Source organism: Thiopseudomonas acetoxidans, assembly GCF_030362935.1.
Classification (GTDB): domain Bacteria; phylum Pseudomonadota; class Gammaproteobacteria; order Pseudomonadales; family Pseudomonadaceae; genus Thiopseudomonas; species Thiopseudomonas acetoxidans.
The window spans coordinates 19,640-34,877 of sequence record NZ_JAUCDY010000001.1; the positions used below are offsets into that span (position 1 = coordinate 19,640).

A 15,238-nucleotide genomic window follows, 5' to 3' on the forward strand; every position below is an offset into this window, starting at 1 on the left:
GGTCCGGATGGGGGCCAAATAATGAAAAAGCTAAGCGCAGACAAATTGATCTCTGATGTGCGCGGTAGTGCGCTCAGAACTGGACTTTTCATAACTCTGGTCTTATCGATCATTGTTATTTTTATCAACATTGTGTATCTGAACACGCAGACGAGCTATGACAAAGAATACATCAGTCATGCCGGTGAGTTGCGCGTGTTATCACAACGGATTGCCAAGAACGCCAGTGAAGCATCGGCCGGTAAAACAGACGCCTATGCGCAGCTCAAAGAAGCGCGCGATGAATTCGAAAGACGCTGGAAGTATTTGGATAATGGCGATTCGGATACCGGCTTGCCACCCGCGCCAGAGGCGGTGGACCAAGAAATGAATGCAGTGTCTAAAGACTGGAACACACTGCGTCAGTACACGGCAGAGATTCTTGGCGGTGAGCCAACCGTGCTTTCACTTTATGCCGTGGCTGCAACTTTAGCCGAGACAATTCCCCAGCTGCAGGTTGAGTATGAAGAAGTTGTTGATATTCTGCTAAGCAGCGGTGCTCCAGCCAACCAGATTGCTGTGGCGCAGCGTCAGTCGCTCTTGGCGGAGCGTATTATTGGTTCGGCCAATAAAGTACTGATTGGTGACCAAGATTCAGTTTTGGCTGCTGATATGTTTGCCCGTGATGCCAACCAATTTGGTCGTGTATTGACTGCGATGAAAGAAGGCAGTGCGGCAATGGAGATTAGCCGCGTAACAAACCGTGAAGCTATAGAGCGTTTGGACGAAATTACCGAACTGTTCGCGTTCGTTGCCGACTCTGTTGATGATATTTTGGAAACCTCGCCCGAGCTGTTTAAAGTGCGTGAGGCCTCTAATGGTATTTTTATTGTATCGCAAACGCTGCTTGATAAAACCTCGGCGCTCGCTGCTGCATTTGAAGAGCGTGCTGGCAGTCGGGTGCTTAATGCGCTGTTAGGCTATTTCCTTGGTGCAGTCGTGATTACCTGTATCATTTTCCTAGGGTTCTTAAGCATGCGTGAAACACGCGCGAACCTTAAAGATACAGCGGAAAAGAACGAACGTAACCAGATGGCAATTTTACGCTTGCTGGATGAAATTGCTGACCTAGCAGACGGTGACCTGACCACAGAAGCCACCGTGAGTGAGGACTTTACCGGTGCTATCGCGGACTCCATTAACTTTACCATTGCTCAGTTACGCGAATTAGTCGGAACCATTAACCAGACTGCATTGCAAGTGGCAGCAGCTGCACAAGAAACCCAAGCCACAGCAATGAATTTGGCGGAAGCTTCTGAGCACCAAGCGCAAGAAATTGCTGGCGCCTCTGCTGCGATTAACGAGATGGCGGTTTCCATTGACCAAGTATCAGGTAATGCTGCTGAATCAGCTGCGGTTGCTGAGCGTGCTGTATCTATCGCCAACAAAGGTAACGAGGTGGTACACAACACCATTACCGGAATGGATAGTATTCGTGAACAGATTCAGGATACCTCTAAGCGTATTAAACGCCTGGGTGAGTCTTCGCAAGAAATTGGTGACATCGTAAGTTTGATTAACGACATTGCTGACCAGACGAACATTCTTGCTTTGAACGCAGCGATTCAGGCTGCTATGGCGGGTGATGCAGGTCGAGGCTTTGCGGTTGTTGCTGACGAAGTACAGCGACTGGCAGAGCGTTCATCGGCAGCCACCAAACAGATTGAAGCCCTGGTAAGAACCATTCAGACGGATACCAACGAAGCGGTTATTTCGATGGAGCAAACCACCACTGAGGTTGTGCGTGGTGCGCGTCTTGCCCAGGATGCGGGTGTTTCTCTTGAGGAAATTGAGAACGTGTCTAAGGCACTGGCTAATCTTATCCAGAACATTTCTAACGCAGCTCGTCAGCAGGCTTCATCTGCGGCTCACGTATCCAACACGATGAACGTTATTCAAGAAATTACTTCGCAAACCTCCTCGGGTACGACAGCAACGGCGCGCAGTATTGGAAACCTGGCCAAGTTGGCGAACGACATGCGTGAATCTGTATCTGGCTTTACATTGCCGGGCCAGCAAGAAGACGAAGCCTAGGGAATATGAGTGGCAGCTTTTAAATAAAGCTGCCAACTTTAATTGGCTAACAATAGAAGAATAAGTATGCAAGCGGGTAGTGCGTGGATTTTAAAACCTGTGGCAGAAATGTCTACCTCTGAGTTTGGTGATTGGTGCCAATTACTGGAGTCGCGCTCGGGTATGGTGCTAACCGAACAAAGACGTTCGTTCCTGCAGGTGAACTTAACCGCACGCATGCGTGAGTTGGGTTTGTCCGATTATGCTGACTATTACCAGCAAGTACTGAATGGCCCGAGCGCTGCTGTTGAATGGACCAATTTGCTCGATAAGTTAACGGTTCAGGAAACCCATTTTTTTAGGCATCAGGCCTCGTATGATTTTGTCGCAGAATTTTTGCGCAAACGCATGGTTGATAAGCATCATAAAAGGCCTCTGTCACTTTGGAGCGTGGGTTGTGCTACAGGTGAAGAGCCCTGGTCCTTAGCTATAACAGTGGCGCAAGTTTTACGTGAGCAAGACAAAACCAAAGGGTTTGCAGTGACGGCTACTGATATTAGCCACAGCGCATTGAAAAAAGCCCGCACAGCCCGTTACTCTGCTCGGCGTTTAGAAACGGTATCAAAAGAAATTGTTGCGCGTTATTTTGTAGAAGAACAGCCCGGTTGCTTTCAAGTTAATAAGGACCTAATGCAGCGGGTATGTTTTGCACGGCTTAATGTACTGGAGCTCGCCAATGCACCTATTTCGAGCATGGATGTCATTTTTTGCCAAAACCTGTTGATTTATTTTCGCCGATGGCAGCGTCGTGAAATTCTTAATCACCTCGCTGCACGATTAGCGCCCGGTGGTGTACTGGTAGTTGGGTTAGGTGAGGTGACAGGTTGGGAACATGCAGATTTACAGCGTGTTGAAAACGAAAAAGTTTTGGCCTTTACCCGTAGAGGGTAGTTGCGAATATGAGTGGAGTAGGTATGGGTGAACGGCACGACTATGTCGCCCTAGAATGGGTTAAAGGCGAAATAGCAGAAACTTTAAAGCAAGCACGTCAAGCTTTGGAAGACTATGTAGAAAATCCAGAGGACAGCTCGCGCCTAAGTTTTTGCTTAACCTATATACACCAAGTGCACGGTACATTGCAGATGGTGGAGTTTTTCGGCGCTGCTTTGTTGGCCGAAGAAATGGAGAAGCTATCGCAAGCGTTATTGGATAATAGCGTACCTAATATCAATGAAGCGTTAGAAGTCATGATGCAGGCAATCCTGCAGCTACCGCTTTATTTAGAACGCATACAGACAGCACGTCGTGATTTACCAATGGTGATTTTGCCATTGCTGAACGACTTACGTGCTGCGCGCGATGAAAAACTACTATCAGAAACCAGTTTGTTTAATCCTGCGCAGCAACCCGACATACAGCCCTTAACCCAAGCGAGTCTACAACGGCTGGATGAGCAGGATTTGCCTGCACTACTGCGCAAGCTAAGGCAGCTTCAACAGGTATCCTTGGTTGGCTTGTTACGCAATCAGGATGTAGAAAGACATCTGGCTAATATGGCTAGGGTTTTTTCAGGTCTAGAAAAACTTAGTCAGGGTGCTCCCTTGCAGCCTCTCTGGCAGGTTGCGCTAGGCTTGGTGGAAGGATTGGCGAATAAAAGCTTAGAATTAAGCGCCTCGGTACGTACATTATTACGCCAGTTAGATGCTGAACTGCGTAAGTTAGTGCGAGAACAAGCCGGTGGACTTAACCATTTGCCGCCGGCAGATTTGCTGAAAAACCTATTATTCTATGTAGCCAAAACCAATCCCAACTCCGCGCATTTGCAAGAGCTACACAAACTATACCGATTAACCGAAGCTTTACCGAGCGAGCTTTTGCTGGATGAAGAGCGCGCGCGCATGGCTGGTCCTGACCGTGGAGCTATGCGCTCAGTAGTGACGGCTTTATGTGAAGAGCTGGTACGCATTAAGGATCAGCTGGATCTCTTTGTCCGTAGTGATCGCTCAAACCTGGATGAGCTGCTCACATTGCAGCAGCCACTCAAGCAGATTGCAGATACCTTAGCGGTTTTAGGTTTTGCACAGCCTAGAAAAGTCATCCTCGATCAAATTGAAATTTTGCAAAGTATCGCTCAAGGCGCACGCACCATTGGTGACGGTACCTTGATGGATATTGCCGGTGCGTTGCTGTACCTAGAGGCCACGCTTACTGGGATGGTGGGCAACCCAGAAGACAATACGGGCGAGCAAGCGTTGGTGCCTACTACGGATGTCAGTCAGATTCACCGCGTAGTGTTCAAGGAGGCGCGCACAGGTTTAGAACAAGCAAAGGATGGTATTATTGCTTTTATCGCCTCACAGTGGAAACACGAACATTTACAGGTTGTGCCCGAGGTATTAAATCAAGTGCGCGGCGGTTTGATTATGATTCCGCTACAGCGTGCCGCTGATTTGGTCGATAGCTGCCGCCGTTACGTGCAAAACGAGCTAATTGAGCGCGAACAAGTGCCTAACTGGCAAGATCTAGACACCTTAGCTGATGCCATCACCAGTGTTGAATACTACCTGGAACGCCTTTACGAAGACCATGAAAGTGAAGGCGAGTCGATCCTTGATGTGGCTGAAGAAAGCTTAGCCAGTCTAGGCTATAAGCCAATAGAGCGCGTGCAAACAATAGAGCTAGCTATTGATGAGCCAGAGACACAAGAGCTTGAGCTAGCCGATCTGGTACAGGCTAATGCTCAGCTGAGTATTGATACGTTAGAGCCTGAGCTAGATGACGACTTTGCGCAAGAATACGCGGCCGTAGAAGCACAGCCCGTCGCCGAGCAGGACGAAACACAAGAATTGGAAATAGAGCTAGCCGCTGAAACCGAGCCAAAGGATATCGCACTAGCTGACTTGATGGACTTGCCGGACGTTGAGCTGCCACAAGCTGCTGCGCCGCAAACTACCACTGCAGAGGAAGAAGCACTTAGCGTTAAACAGATTCTATCCGCCCCGAGTTCGGCGCTGAACCCGCCTTCAACTCAGGAGGTTCCGTTAACGCTCTTGCCCCCGCCGGCTGATGAAGAAGCGCCTGATGAAGAGCTGCGTGAGATTTTTATAGAAGAAGCAGAAGAAGTTCAGGAAGACATTGCTACCTACTTTCCACAATGGTGCGCAGAGTTACAAGACAAGCATGCGCTGGGAGAGTTACGCCGCAGCTTTCATACCCTGAAGGGTAGTGGACGCATGGTCAGGGCCTTGGTTCTGGGTGAGCTGGCTTGGTCGATAGAAAATCTGCTTAACCGAATTATTGAAAATACAGTCGAGCCAACGCCCGCGTCAGTCAAGGTAGTTGCTGAAGTTATAAAAATATTACCTAGTTTGGTTGAAGAGTTTGCCCAGCAGCAACAGCGTCAGCGCGATGATGCTGATCGCTTGGCTAATATTGCACATGCGCTCGCACGCAACTTGCCACATCCAGACTTTTTTGAACAGGATTCTGAGTCTGTTTCACAGCAGCAAGAGGTCATTGGACCTAGCGCGGATGCGGTCGAACAGCGTCAGGCTGAGTTAGACAGTTTCGCAACAGCACAGCACGAGCAGACACAAGATACAGCCCAAGCAGAAACAGATGCAGCTGATGCAGTGGAAACAGAAGAAGTATGTCTGAGTGAGTCAGCGGCGGCTGTATTGGTAGAGGCCGGCTTAGAACCTGCTTTAATTGATATTTTTATCAATGAAGCGCTTAATCATTTAAAAGTCTTAGCGGACTTTAATAAAGACTGTGAAAAACGGGTTCCAAGACCGGTTACCGATGAGTTACAGCGCTCAATGCACACCCTCAAGGGTAGTGCACACATGTCGGGAGTGGGTCCTGTAGCAGTCATAGTTACGCCTTTAGAGAAACTGGTTAAAGAATACCGCGCCCATCTACTAACTATCGACAGCACCGAGGCACAACTGCTGAAAGAAGCAGAGCAGCTAATGCGTGTTGGTGTGCAACAACTTGACAGCACGCCCATGCAGCCCATTGCTGGCACTGATGAGCTGGTGGCTAAATTGCTGGAGCTGTTACAAGAGCGTTTAGATATTGTCAGCGTCAGTCAAGATGAAGCGGCAGGTATTAAAAATGATCCACTGCTAATTACCCAGGTGATGGTAGAGGACTTGGATCTGCTGCTGGCTATGGATGAGCGTATTCATCAATGGCGTACAGAGGCGTTAGCCTTTGAGGTTCCGGTAGAGTTATTTGAAGAGTTAACTGAGTTACAGAACGCGGCACAAATGGCTGAAATCTCAGCCGTAAGTGAGCTGTGTGATGCATTATTACGCCTGTATATTGCTTTAGATAATGGTCAAATCAACACGCATGATGAGCTATATAACTGCCTTGAACAGGCTCATTTGGCTTTAGTGAATATGCTTGATGAAGTGGCTGCAGCAGTACGAGTTACTGCACAGCCTGAGCTTATACAGCAATTAATGCTGCTGCTTGAGCAACCCGCAGAAGTCGTTGATAGCCAGCCTGCTGTAGAGCCAGAAGACCTACCAGATGAGTTGAGTTCGACAGCGGCTGAGTTTGTCTTAGACGCTGAGCAAGAAGCCGAGCAGCCTGAGGCGGATACTACAGTTGAGTACAGTGAATTTGACGAGGAAATGGCGGAAATTTTCCTCGAAGAAGCGATGGACTTGCTAGAAAGTGCCAATAAAGCGCTAGAAAAGTGGCTGCAAGAAACAGACAACAGCATGCTGATGGCCGCCTTAATGCGAGATTTGCACACCCTGAAGGGCGGTGCGCGAATGGCAGAAATTAAACCCATTGGCGACTTGGCCCACGAGCTTGAGTTTATTTATGAGGGTTTGCTCGAAGGGCGCCTAGCAATCAATAACGGCATCGTTAAATTACTGCACCTTGCCCATGACGAGCTAGCTGTGCAGTTGGAAGCACTGCAAGAGCAGCAACCACTGCATATGCCCGTTAAAATTATTGAGCAGTTAAACAACCTGCGTAACGGCATTAGTGTAGAGGCTATTCAGGATACGGCAGAAGCTAGCCATGCCGATGCTGATGTAGAAAAACATGTGGATGAGGAAGCGCGGGATTTAGATGCGCAGCTGGATTTAGAGCCGGATTTAGACTACGACCTGCAGCCGCAAGAACAAACGCACACAGCAACACAAGAGGTTTTAAGTAGCGCAAGACAGGATGCCGTAGACTTTGAGCGCGATCCTGAACTGGTAGAGATTTTCCTCGAGGAAGGGTTTGAGATTATTGAAAGCGTTACTGCATCTATGCAGAAATGGCTTGAAAACCCAGAAAACCTCGTTGAAGTGGAAGCACTACAGCGCGACTTACACACCCTAAAGGGTGGTGCGCGCATGGCAGAAATCAGCGAGATTGGTGATCTAGCCCATGAATTAGAGTTTCTATATGAAGATTTTAGTGAGGGGAGGCTCAAAGCCAATGACAGCATCATAGCGCTGTTGCATAGATGCCATGATCGTCTGGCCAACATGCTAGAGGAAGTGCGTGATAATAAACCGCTTAGCGATGGACAGCTGCTAATTGAGCAAATCTGCTTGCTAAGGGAAAACCCTGATGCAGATCTGCAATCACTGGCTACAGCGAGCGCGGAAAAAACCGTCGCAACCGCGAGCAGCGAGACCGTTGATGCTGATTTATTAGAAGTCTTCGTTGCCGATGCCAAAGAGCATCTACAACAGCTGGCTGGCCGCATCGACAAGGCAACTACCACAGAACCGACACAACGCGCGCAGCTTATTAGCGACTGCTTAGCTGTATTAGCCAACTTGAAAAGTGGTGCACAGCTTGCTCAGCTGCCAGAAGTAGGCCGGCGATGTACACAGCTGGAGCACAGTTTGTCGCGTTTGGACGGAAGTGAAGCCAGTAACACTTCTGTACAGCAAGGTTTAGAACAATTAACTGAAGAGATCAGTCATCTCGATGCTTTGTTAAACCGTTTATCACCGCAAGTAAAGCAGCCTGCTCAGCCTGAAAAGGTTCAGCTTATGCAGCAAAGTCTTGCGGCTGTAACCGCTGAAGACAGGCAATATGCTGATGATATTATTGCCCAGGCTTTACCCTTTGTGCGTAAAGCCCAACAAGAAGCAGAAGAACGGGCAACACAAAGAACGTCACAAGAGCAGGTGCGAGTTCCTGCTGAGTTGCTTGAACAGCTGGTTAACCTTGCTGGTGAAACATCTATTTTCCGCGCACGTGTTGAACAGCAAGTCAGTGATTTTGCTTTCACGCTCACTGATATGGAAGCAACGCTGGACAGAGTGCGGGATCAGCTGCGTCGTCTAGATACTGAAACACAGGCGCAGATTATTAGCCGTCACCAAGATGAAGCAGGGCAGGAAGGTTATGAAGATTTTGATCCACTGGAAATGGATCAGTACTCACACCTGCAACAGCTTTCGCGCTCACTGTTTGAGTCGGCATCTGACTTATTGGATTTAAAAGAAACCCTAGTCTCAAAAACAAGAGACGCAGAAACGCTACTGCTGCAACAATCGCGCGTTAATACTGAACTGCAAGAGGGCTTAATGCGTACCCGCATGGTGCCGTTTGAGCGGATGCTGCCGCGTCTGCGCCGCATTGTGCGTCAGGTAGCGGAAGAACTAGGTAAGCAGGTTGAGTTAAAAGTTGCGAACGCTGAAGGCGAGATGGACCGTTCCGTACTGGAGCGCATGGTCGCCCCTCTGGAACATATGCTAAGAAATGCCATAGGGCATGGAATAGAAACCGCCGCAGCCCGTAAAGCAGCAGGTAAGCCGGTCAAAGGTACTATCCGTCTGGAATTAAGTCGTGAAGGTGCAGATATCCTGCTGGTGATGAGTGACGATGGCGGCGGAATCAATTTGGCGGCCGTACGTAAAAAAGCGATTGAGCGTGGCTTGATGGCAGCTGATTCCAGCTTGACCGATCAAGAAGTCATGCAGTTTATTCTTAAGTCTGGATTCTCCACTGCAGCCACAATCACCCAGGTTTCTGGGCGTGGTGTCGGCATGGATGTGGTTGCCTCAGAAATTAAGCAAATTGGTGGCTCTATCAACATTGAGTCTGCAACCGGTTTAGGTACGCGCTTTGTTATTCGTCTACCTTTTACCGTTTCAGTGAACCGCGCGTTGATGGTGCTCACGGGCGATGATTTATATGCTGTGCCCTTAAACGTTATTGAAGGGATCGTACGGGTATCGCCCTATGAGCTGGAGGCTTTGTACGAACAAGCACGCGTAGAAGGAGTGCCGCCACAGTATGAGTATGCCGGTCAAAACTATGAGCTACGCTATATCGGCGAGTTATTGCTCAATGGTCAGCAGCCCAAACTGGTGGGACAGGCGTTGCCACTTCCTGTGATTTTAGTGCGCTCTGAAGACCATGCCATTGCGGTACAGGTTGATGCCTTGGCAGGCTCACGGGAAATTGTGGTAAAAAGCCTAGGTCCGCAGTTTTCCAGTGTGTATGGTATCTCAGGAGCAACAATTCTAGGTGATGGTCGCGTAGTAGTCATTGTCGACCTGATGGCGACCATTCGTAACCTCTATGCGCGCAACAGTACCACACAATTGTTTGATGAGCGGGGCGCTGAGGAAAAATCACGACAAAAACAGCTGCTCGTGATGATTGTGGATGACTCGGTTACGGTACGCAAAGTAACCTCTAGATTACTGGAGCGCCATGGGATGAGCGTAATGACGGCTAAAGATGGGATGGACGCCATTACCCAGCTACAGGATCGTAAACCCGACATTATGTTGCTGGACATTGAAATGCCGCGTATGGATGGCTTTGAGGTTGCCACCCTGGTTAGACATGACCAGCAGCTGGCGGACTTACCCATTATTATGATTACCTCACGAACGGGTGAAAAACACCGCGAACGAGCCATGGCCATTGGTGTTAATGAGTACTTAGGTAAGCCCTATCAAGAGGCTGAGCTGTTGCAAAAAATTGAAGGACTCACCACCTAAAGGAAAGGGTAAGATAAGTGACAGTGCGTGTAGCCGTGCTTGCAGATACCTCTTTACAGCGACATTTATTGCAGCAAGCTCTAAGTGCGCCAGGCTATAGTATCGAGCTCAATAGCGACCCGCAGCAGGTAAAGGTTGAGGAAATTGCCTCCTATCAGGTTGATGTGTGGCTGGTTAATTTACTGCAGACTGATGATGAGAAATGTCAGGTTTTAGAGCATCTTTACGAAACAGACACTCCGGTTCTGTTTGGTGAGGGGCAAGCGCCGGAGCGTCATTCTGAAGACTATCCACGCTGGGAGCGCAGCCTGCTGAGTAAGATTGACCAGCTACTGCAAACAAAAGCCGGCCCCATCAACGCTCAAGCTAGCCACGCAGATTCAGCCTCGCAAGAACGCTTGTCGCTACCTGAGTCACTTGCGAAGCTCACGAGCAGCACAGGAAAGCCAGCTAGGGAAGTATGGCTGTTAGCAGCCTCGCTGGGTGGTCCTAACGCAGTAAAAGAGTTTTTGGACGTGTTACCTAGCGGCTTGCCCGTCGGCTTTATTTACGCCCAGCATATTGATGCGAGTTTTGAAGAGAAGCTGCCGCAAGCTGTCGGTCGACATAGCGAATGGCGGGTACGTTTAGCGCAGCACTGTGAAGCCGTATACAGCGGTGAAGTGGTAGTAGTACCTGTGCAAAATGAATTAAATTTCACTGAAGCCGGTACCATCAATATTTTAGACAGTCCGTGGACAGGTGCTTACAGCCCTTCTATCGATCAGGTTATGCTTAACCTAACCCAGCGCTTTGCCCAGCGTAGTGGTGTCATCGTTTTCAGCGGTATGGGTGAAGATGGCAGCCGTGCCAGCGCTTACGCAAAAAAGCAAGGTGCTATTATTTGGGTGCAATCTGCAGAAAGCTGTGCCTGTCCAAGTATGCCAGACAGTATTCGTAAAGCCGGACATAGTAGTTATAGCTCTACGCCTAGAGGTTTGGCGATGGCTATGCTAAACCATTTAATACAACGCTATACGGCCAATTCAATGAGGATTAGCTGATGACAGAACAAAACTTACCGCCATTTTTAACCTGTTTGCTGTTAAATGTGGCAGAGCGGAAAATGCTTGTGCCCAATACCGCAGTAGCGGAATTAGTACCCTATCGTAATGTTGAGACCATAGAACATGCGCCTCAATGGTTAATTGGTCAGCTTGAATGGCGAGGTTTGCGTTTACCGGTAATATCCTATGCGGTTTTATCCGAACAACCGGCGCAGGTGGATGAGCAGTCGCGGATTGTGATCGTTAATGCTATGGGCGCGCGACCTGATTTTCGCTTTTATGCGCTAGTGATTCAGGGCATTCCACGCACTCTTAGAGTGGATGCAGGCCTACTTGAAGACACCACATCCGAACTGGGTCAGTACGAGTTGCAAGCAGTTAAACAGCACGGAGAAACCCACTACATTCCAGATCTTCAGGCAATAGAAAACCTGATATTAGGCAGCGGCATAATTGGTTAGTCAGCTTAAAATTAGCAGGTTATTCAACGAAGGGAGCGGAGCGTACAACCATATTGCGCCCTGCTTCTTTTGCTTTGTACAGAGCTTGGTCAATACGGGCAAAGGCGTGTTCTGTAGGCTCATTGGCATGCAGTTGGCCAATACCAGCGGAGAATGTAATTTGAATAGGCTCGCCCTTAAAATGGAACGGTGCCGTAGCAATGGACTCGCGGATTGTATTTAACAGCCGCTCACCCTCATCAAGACGCGTGTCAGTCAGCAATAAAACAAATTCTTCACCGCCATAACGAGCTAAAAAATCAGTTCTGCGGATGGATCTTTCCAGCTTGCTAGCAATGATTTTTAGTACCTTGTCTCCAGCTATATGTCCGTAGCTGTCGTTGACCCTCTTAAATAGATCGATGTCTATGATGGCGAGCAACAAGGGTTCGGCTGTGCGCGTCAAGCGTGTATGTTCAACCATCAAGCGCTCATCCCATGCAGCTCGATTGGCGATTCCGGTTAGCGGGTCAAGACGGGCTTTTTCCTGCTGTTCTTTAAGCTTTGAGCTGAGCTGCTTGGTTTCAGATTCCATTAAAACGAAACGCTCGCTTAAAGAGTTAAACCGGTCTAAAACGCTTTTTTCTACCTGCTTACGCTGTGTTTGATAGTTGCTAAGGGACTCAACAAACTCATTTAGGCGCTCATCCACTCGCAGTTTTAACGCTTCTAGGTCTGTGCTTTTTTGTACATCTTGATTCAGTGTTTTGACCTGAGCCTGCATTTGCGTATCGAACGTGTCGGCCACATTGACCGCCACCTGATAACTGTTCTGTGCTGTCTGCAGGCTTTCATTGACGTAGTTCAAGCGTTGGTTAAGCTGCTGTAAATAGCTACCGATCTCTTGGTGATTACTTGAATAAATAGCAATAACGAGGTTCGCCAATTCATCGAGAAGATCAGCCAGTTGAAAACAGTCGATGGTGCTCTGAAGTTTACTTTTTAGCGCATCAGCCACGCCTTGATTGTGCTGATTAATGGGCAATTCAGAAATAAGCTGTAAAAGGGTTACCTGTATTTGCTCTACCACTTCGGCATGAGCACGATCATCTTCAGTCTGCGTGAACGCACAGTTGCCAGCAGGGTGTTCTACAACAGACTGTGCAATGCTGTCCGGGTGGATATGGCTGGCTGAAACAGGCTGCAGTGGTTTTTTTTGTTTGGTTAAAAAACGTTTTAGTAAGGATGTTTTTTCGGATTCAAGCTTTGGTTCTAATTCGGCGGGCTTGTTGAGTACTTGCCCCTGCAAATCGCTCAATTCCTGCAGTAAGTTGTGCAGGTTGTAGCTGCTAGCGATGGAAACTCGCAGGGCCGCTTGATACTTATGAAGCGCCTGAGTAATTTCATTGCTGGGCTTTTGTTGTAGTAAGTGATCGCAGAGCGTATGCAGAGCTTGTTGGATTTTTTCTAAGTGAAGCTGCTTCTTTTCATCCGCAGACACTAAGCGTAACTCAAACTCATCAATAATCTGCTCAAGGCGTTCTGCATCCAGTTCTCGACGCACAGCGCTGCGCAACTCTTTTAGCGAGCGGTCCAGCTTGGGATCCTGGCCTTCAGCTGCCAATATGCTGCGTACCAAAGCACGCTGCAGCAGAGCGATGTATTGGCTTTTACTGCTTTGTTTGGTTTCGAAATCAGTAAGTAACAGAATGTACTTTTCTTTCCAATTGCGACTGTCAGTGTTTGTCATAAGTGGTATGTATTCAGACCGGTTAGTGCTTCGCGCAAGGTAAGATTATTTCAGTTGCTACAGGCAGATGGTCCGAAATTGGTAAGGGAAGTACAGAAACTTGACCAATTTGCAGTCCTGAGCTAACCAGTATGTGATCCAAGCATTGTTGTGGATTCCAGCTAGGGAATGTAGCAATAGATTGCGGTGCCCGCAAATCTAAAGTGCGTAAAGGAGAACGATATAGCAGATCATCTACATGAGTATTGAGATCGCCCATTAATACGTAATGTCGATAATCCTGCACCAGCTCGCGTACATAACCTAGCTGTTGGTTCCGCACCTTTGTACCCAGTGCCAAATGCATCATCACTACAACTACAGCATCAGGGCCAGAACCTATTTGCAACAAGATAGCACCACGCCCAGCAGGGCCGGGCAGTGGGTGGTCTTCTAAGCTGTGCACGTTGACCCGACTTAAGAGCCCGTTGCTGTGTTGCGCAAAGGGGCCCAAGTCACGATTGAGCTGTTGGTACCAATAGGGGAATTTGCCCAGCTGAGCGAGTTGCTGCACCTGATTGATATAGTTAGAGCGCAAGCTGCCACCATCGGCTTCTTGGATGGCGACCAAGTCAAAATCATTGAGCATAAAGCCGATGCGCTGCAGATTCTTAAAGCGTTCTTGGTGTGGCAGTATGTGTTTCCAGCTGCGGGTAACATAATGCCAATAAGCGCCGGTACTGATGCCAACCTGAATATTAAAGCTTAACAGGCGCAGGGTTTCCTTGCCGTCAATGCAATAAGAGCTGGCTTCAGTGTTGTCAATTAAGCGACCAGTTTTGGCTTGGCGTAATTGCTTTTGGCGTGGCATCAGCATTTTTTTAGTAACCGCTAGTTATTGCGTTCGTGGTTAATTAAATAGTCAGCAACCTCTGTGGTTTCCTTTAAGCCGCCAGCGCTGGCAATGTCAAAGGTGTATTTACCATTAACCACTAGAGCGGGTACGCCGGAAATCTGATAAGCAATAGCCAAGCGCTTGGCTTTTTGTAGCTGACTTTTAACAGCAAAGGAATTCCAAGCTTTTTCAAAGCTGTCTTTATCTATGCCTTGCTTGACCACAAAGTCAGTTATTTCGGCTGCAGTGGCTAAGCGCTGCTTGTTGTTTTGAATGACATCAAAAATAACAGCATGTAACTGTTCGGTAGCACCGATGGCTTCAAGACTGTAATACAGCTGACCGTGTAAATTCCAGATACCGCCAAACATAGCAGGGACGCGGATAAAGTTTACATCTTCGGGCAGTTTTTTCTGCCATGCATCTAAGGTTGGTTCAAGCTGATAGCAGTGTGGGCAGCCATACCAGAATAAGGTGACTACTTCTATTTTGTCCGGCTCTTGTGTTGCGACAGGGCTGCGTAAACTAATGTAGTTTTTTCCTTCTTCAATAGGTTGAGCATGGGCGCTCGTAAATAAGAATAAACCGCACAGGGCAATCCAAGAAAACATAATATTACGCATACATACTCCAGTTTATTGTTAATTTAATGCTGTTAAATCAGGTGAGTGAGTTAAGGTTAAACCTACTACTGAGCCATCCACACGCCTTTGTTTTGTCGCTCGCAAGCGGGCTTTAAAAAACGCGTGTCATCCTCTACGCCATAGTAATAAATATCCTGCTGATAAGGAACGCCAGAGCTTTGTGAGTTACGGCATACACCAAAAGCACCAGTGGGGCAGCGGTCAACAAAGGTGACTTCGGTTTTTTGCCCTGCAAGCTGCGGTTTACAAAATCCGTTACGAAATAGGTGTTCAGGAATAGTGCGGTTTTGCTGGCACACCTTAACTTTAACTTGCGCTGATTGGGTTTCGACAATACAGGCTTGGGCAAAAATCTGCATCGGCAACAGTGCCAGTAAGATAAAAAAGAGTGAACGCATATCAACGACCTTGGCTGAAAAACTGTGAAAATTTAGACCTAGAAAATGA

General features: G+C 48.1%; 9 protein-coding genes. 5 read left to right on the forward strand and 4 right to left on the reverse strand.

The genetic code is table 11. From position 1 onward, the window contains the following. The first annotated feature begins 21 nt into the window (after positions 1 to 21). The 5 genes from QEZ41_RS00115 (at position 22) to QEZ41_RS00135 (ending at position 11,544) form a co-directional block, all read left to right on the forward strand. Positions 22 to 2,073, forward strand: coding sequence for a methyl-accepting chemotaxis protein (locus QEZ41_RS00115; protein WP_289409248.1), 2,052 nt, complete (start codon positions 22 to 24; stop codon positions 2,071 to 2,073). A gap of 66 nt (positions 2,074 to 2,139) precedes the next feature. Continuing rightward, the gene (locus QEZ41_RS00120; RefSeq protein ID WP_289409250.1) at positions 2,140 to 3,003 is read left to right on the forward strand and encodes a CheR family methyltransferase; all 864 of its coding nucleotides are present in this window, start codon (positions 2,140 to 2,142) and stop codon (positions 3,001 to 3,003) included. Positions 3,004 to 3,026: 23 nt separating this feature from the next. Beyond that, positions 3,027 to 10,037 (forward strand): Hpt domain-containing protein, encoded by a 7,011-nt coding sequence (locus QEZ41_RS00125; protein WP_289409252.1) that lies wholly within the window; start codon positions 3,027 to 3,029, stop codon positions 10,035 to 10,037. 17 nt (positions 10,038 to 10,054) lie between these two features. After that, the gene (locus QEZ41_RS00130; protein WP_289409254.1) at positions 10,055 to 11,080 is read left to right on the forward strand and encodes a chemotaxis protein CheB; all 1,026 of its coding nucleotides are present in this window, start codon (positions 10,055 to 10,057) and stop codon (positions 11,078 to 11,080) included. Continuing rightward, a complete protein-coding gene (locus QEZ41_RS00135) occupies positions 11,080 to 11,544 on the forward strand; it encodes a chemotaxis protein CheW (protein ID WP_289409255.1) in 465 nt (154 codons plus the stop codon). The genes QEZ41_RS00130 and QEZ41_RS00135 overlap by 1 nt, the downstream gene beginning before the upstream one ends. A gap of 19 nt (positions 11,545 to 11,563) precedes the next feature. On the opposite strand, the gene QEZ41_RS00140 is transcribed toward QEZ41_RS00135, so the two are convergent. From QEZ41_RS00140 to QEZ41_RS00155, 4 genes are all read right to left on the reverse strand, one after another. Then, positions 11,564 to 13,273: a GGDEF domain-containing protein gene (locus QEZ41_RS00140; RefSeq protein ID WP_289409257.1), complete on the reverse strand. Its 1,710-nt coding sequence runs from the start codon at positions 13,271 to 13,273 to the stop codon at positions 11,564 to 11,566. Between the two features lie 22 nt (positions 13,274 to 13,295). Continuing rightward, positions 13,296 to 14,123 carry an endonuclease/exonuclease/phosphatase family protein gene (locus QEZ41_RS00145; RefSeq protein ID WP_289409258.1) on the reverse strand — a complete coding sequence of 276 codons (828 nt, stop codon included), beginning with the start codon at positions 14,121 to 14,123 and terminating at the stop codon, positions 13,296 to 13,298. Positions 14,124 to 14,143: 20 nt separating this feature from the next. Then, entirely contained in the window at positions 14,144 to 14,770 is a 627-nt protein-coding gene (locus QEZ41_RS00150; RefSeq protein WP_289409259.1) for a thiol:disulfide interchange protein DsbA/DsbL, read from the reverse strand. 65 nt (positions 14,771 to 14,835) lie between these two features. Next, entirely contained in the window at positions 14,836 to 15,189 is a 354-nt protein-coding gene (locus QEZ41_RS00155) for an NADH:ubiquinone oxidoreductase (protein ID WP_289409261.1), read from the reverse strand. Positions 15,190 to 15,238: the final 49 nt, after the last annotated feature.

Bases quoted from the DNA above. Each gene is read 5' to 3' on its own strand.
- QEZ41_RS00135 (WP_289409255.1), top strand. From the start codon at position 11,080: ATGACAGAACAAAACTTACCGCCATTTTTAACCTGTTTGCTGTTAAAT.
- QEZ41_RS00115 (WP_289409248.1), top strand. From the start codon at position 22: ATGAAAAAGCTAAGCGCAGACAAATTGATCTCTGATGTGCGCGGTAGT.
- QEZ41_RS00125 (WP_289409252.1), top strand. From the start codon at position 3,027: ATGGGTGAACGGCACGACTATGTCGCCCTAGAATGGGTTAAAGGCGAA.
- QEZ41_RS00140 (WP_289409257.1), bottom strand. From the start codon at position 13,273: ATGACAAACACTGACAGTCGCAATTGGAAAGAAAAGTACATTCTGTTA.
- QEZ41_RS00155 (WP_289409261.1), bottom strand. From the start codon at position 15,189: ATGCGTTCACTCTTTTTTATCTTACTGGCACTGTTGCCGATGCAGATT.
- QEZ41_RS00120 (WP_289409250.1), top strand. From the start codon at position 2,140: ATGCAAGCGGGTAGTGCGTGGATTTTAAAACCTGTGGCAGAAATGTCT.
- QEZ41_RS00150 (WP_289409259.1), bottom strand. From the start codon at position 14,770: ATGCGTAATATTATGTTTTCTTGGATTGCCCTGTGCGGTTTATTCTTA.
- QEZ41_RS00145 (WP_289409258.1), bottom strand. From the start codon at position 14,123: ATGCCACGCCAAAAGCAATTACGCCAAGCCAAAACTGGTCGCTTAATT.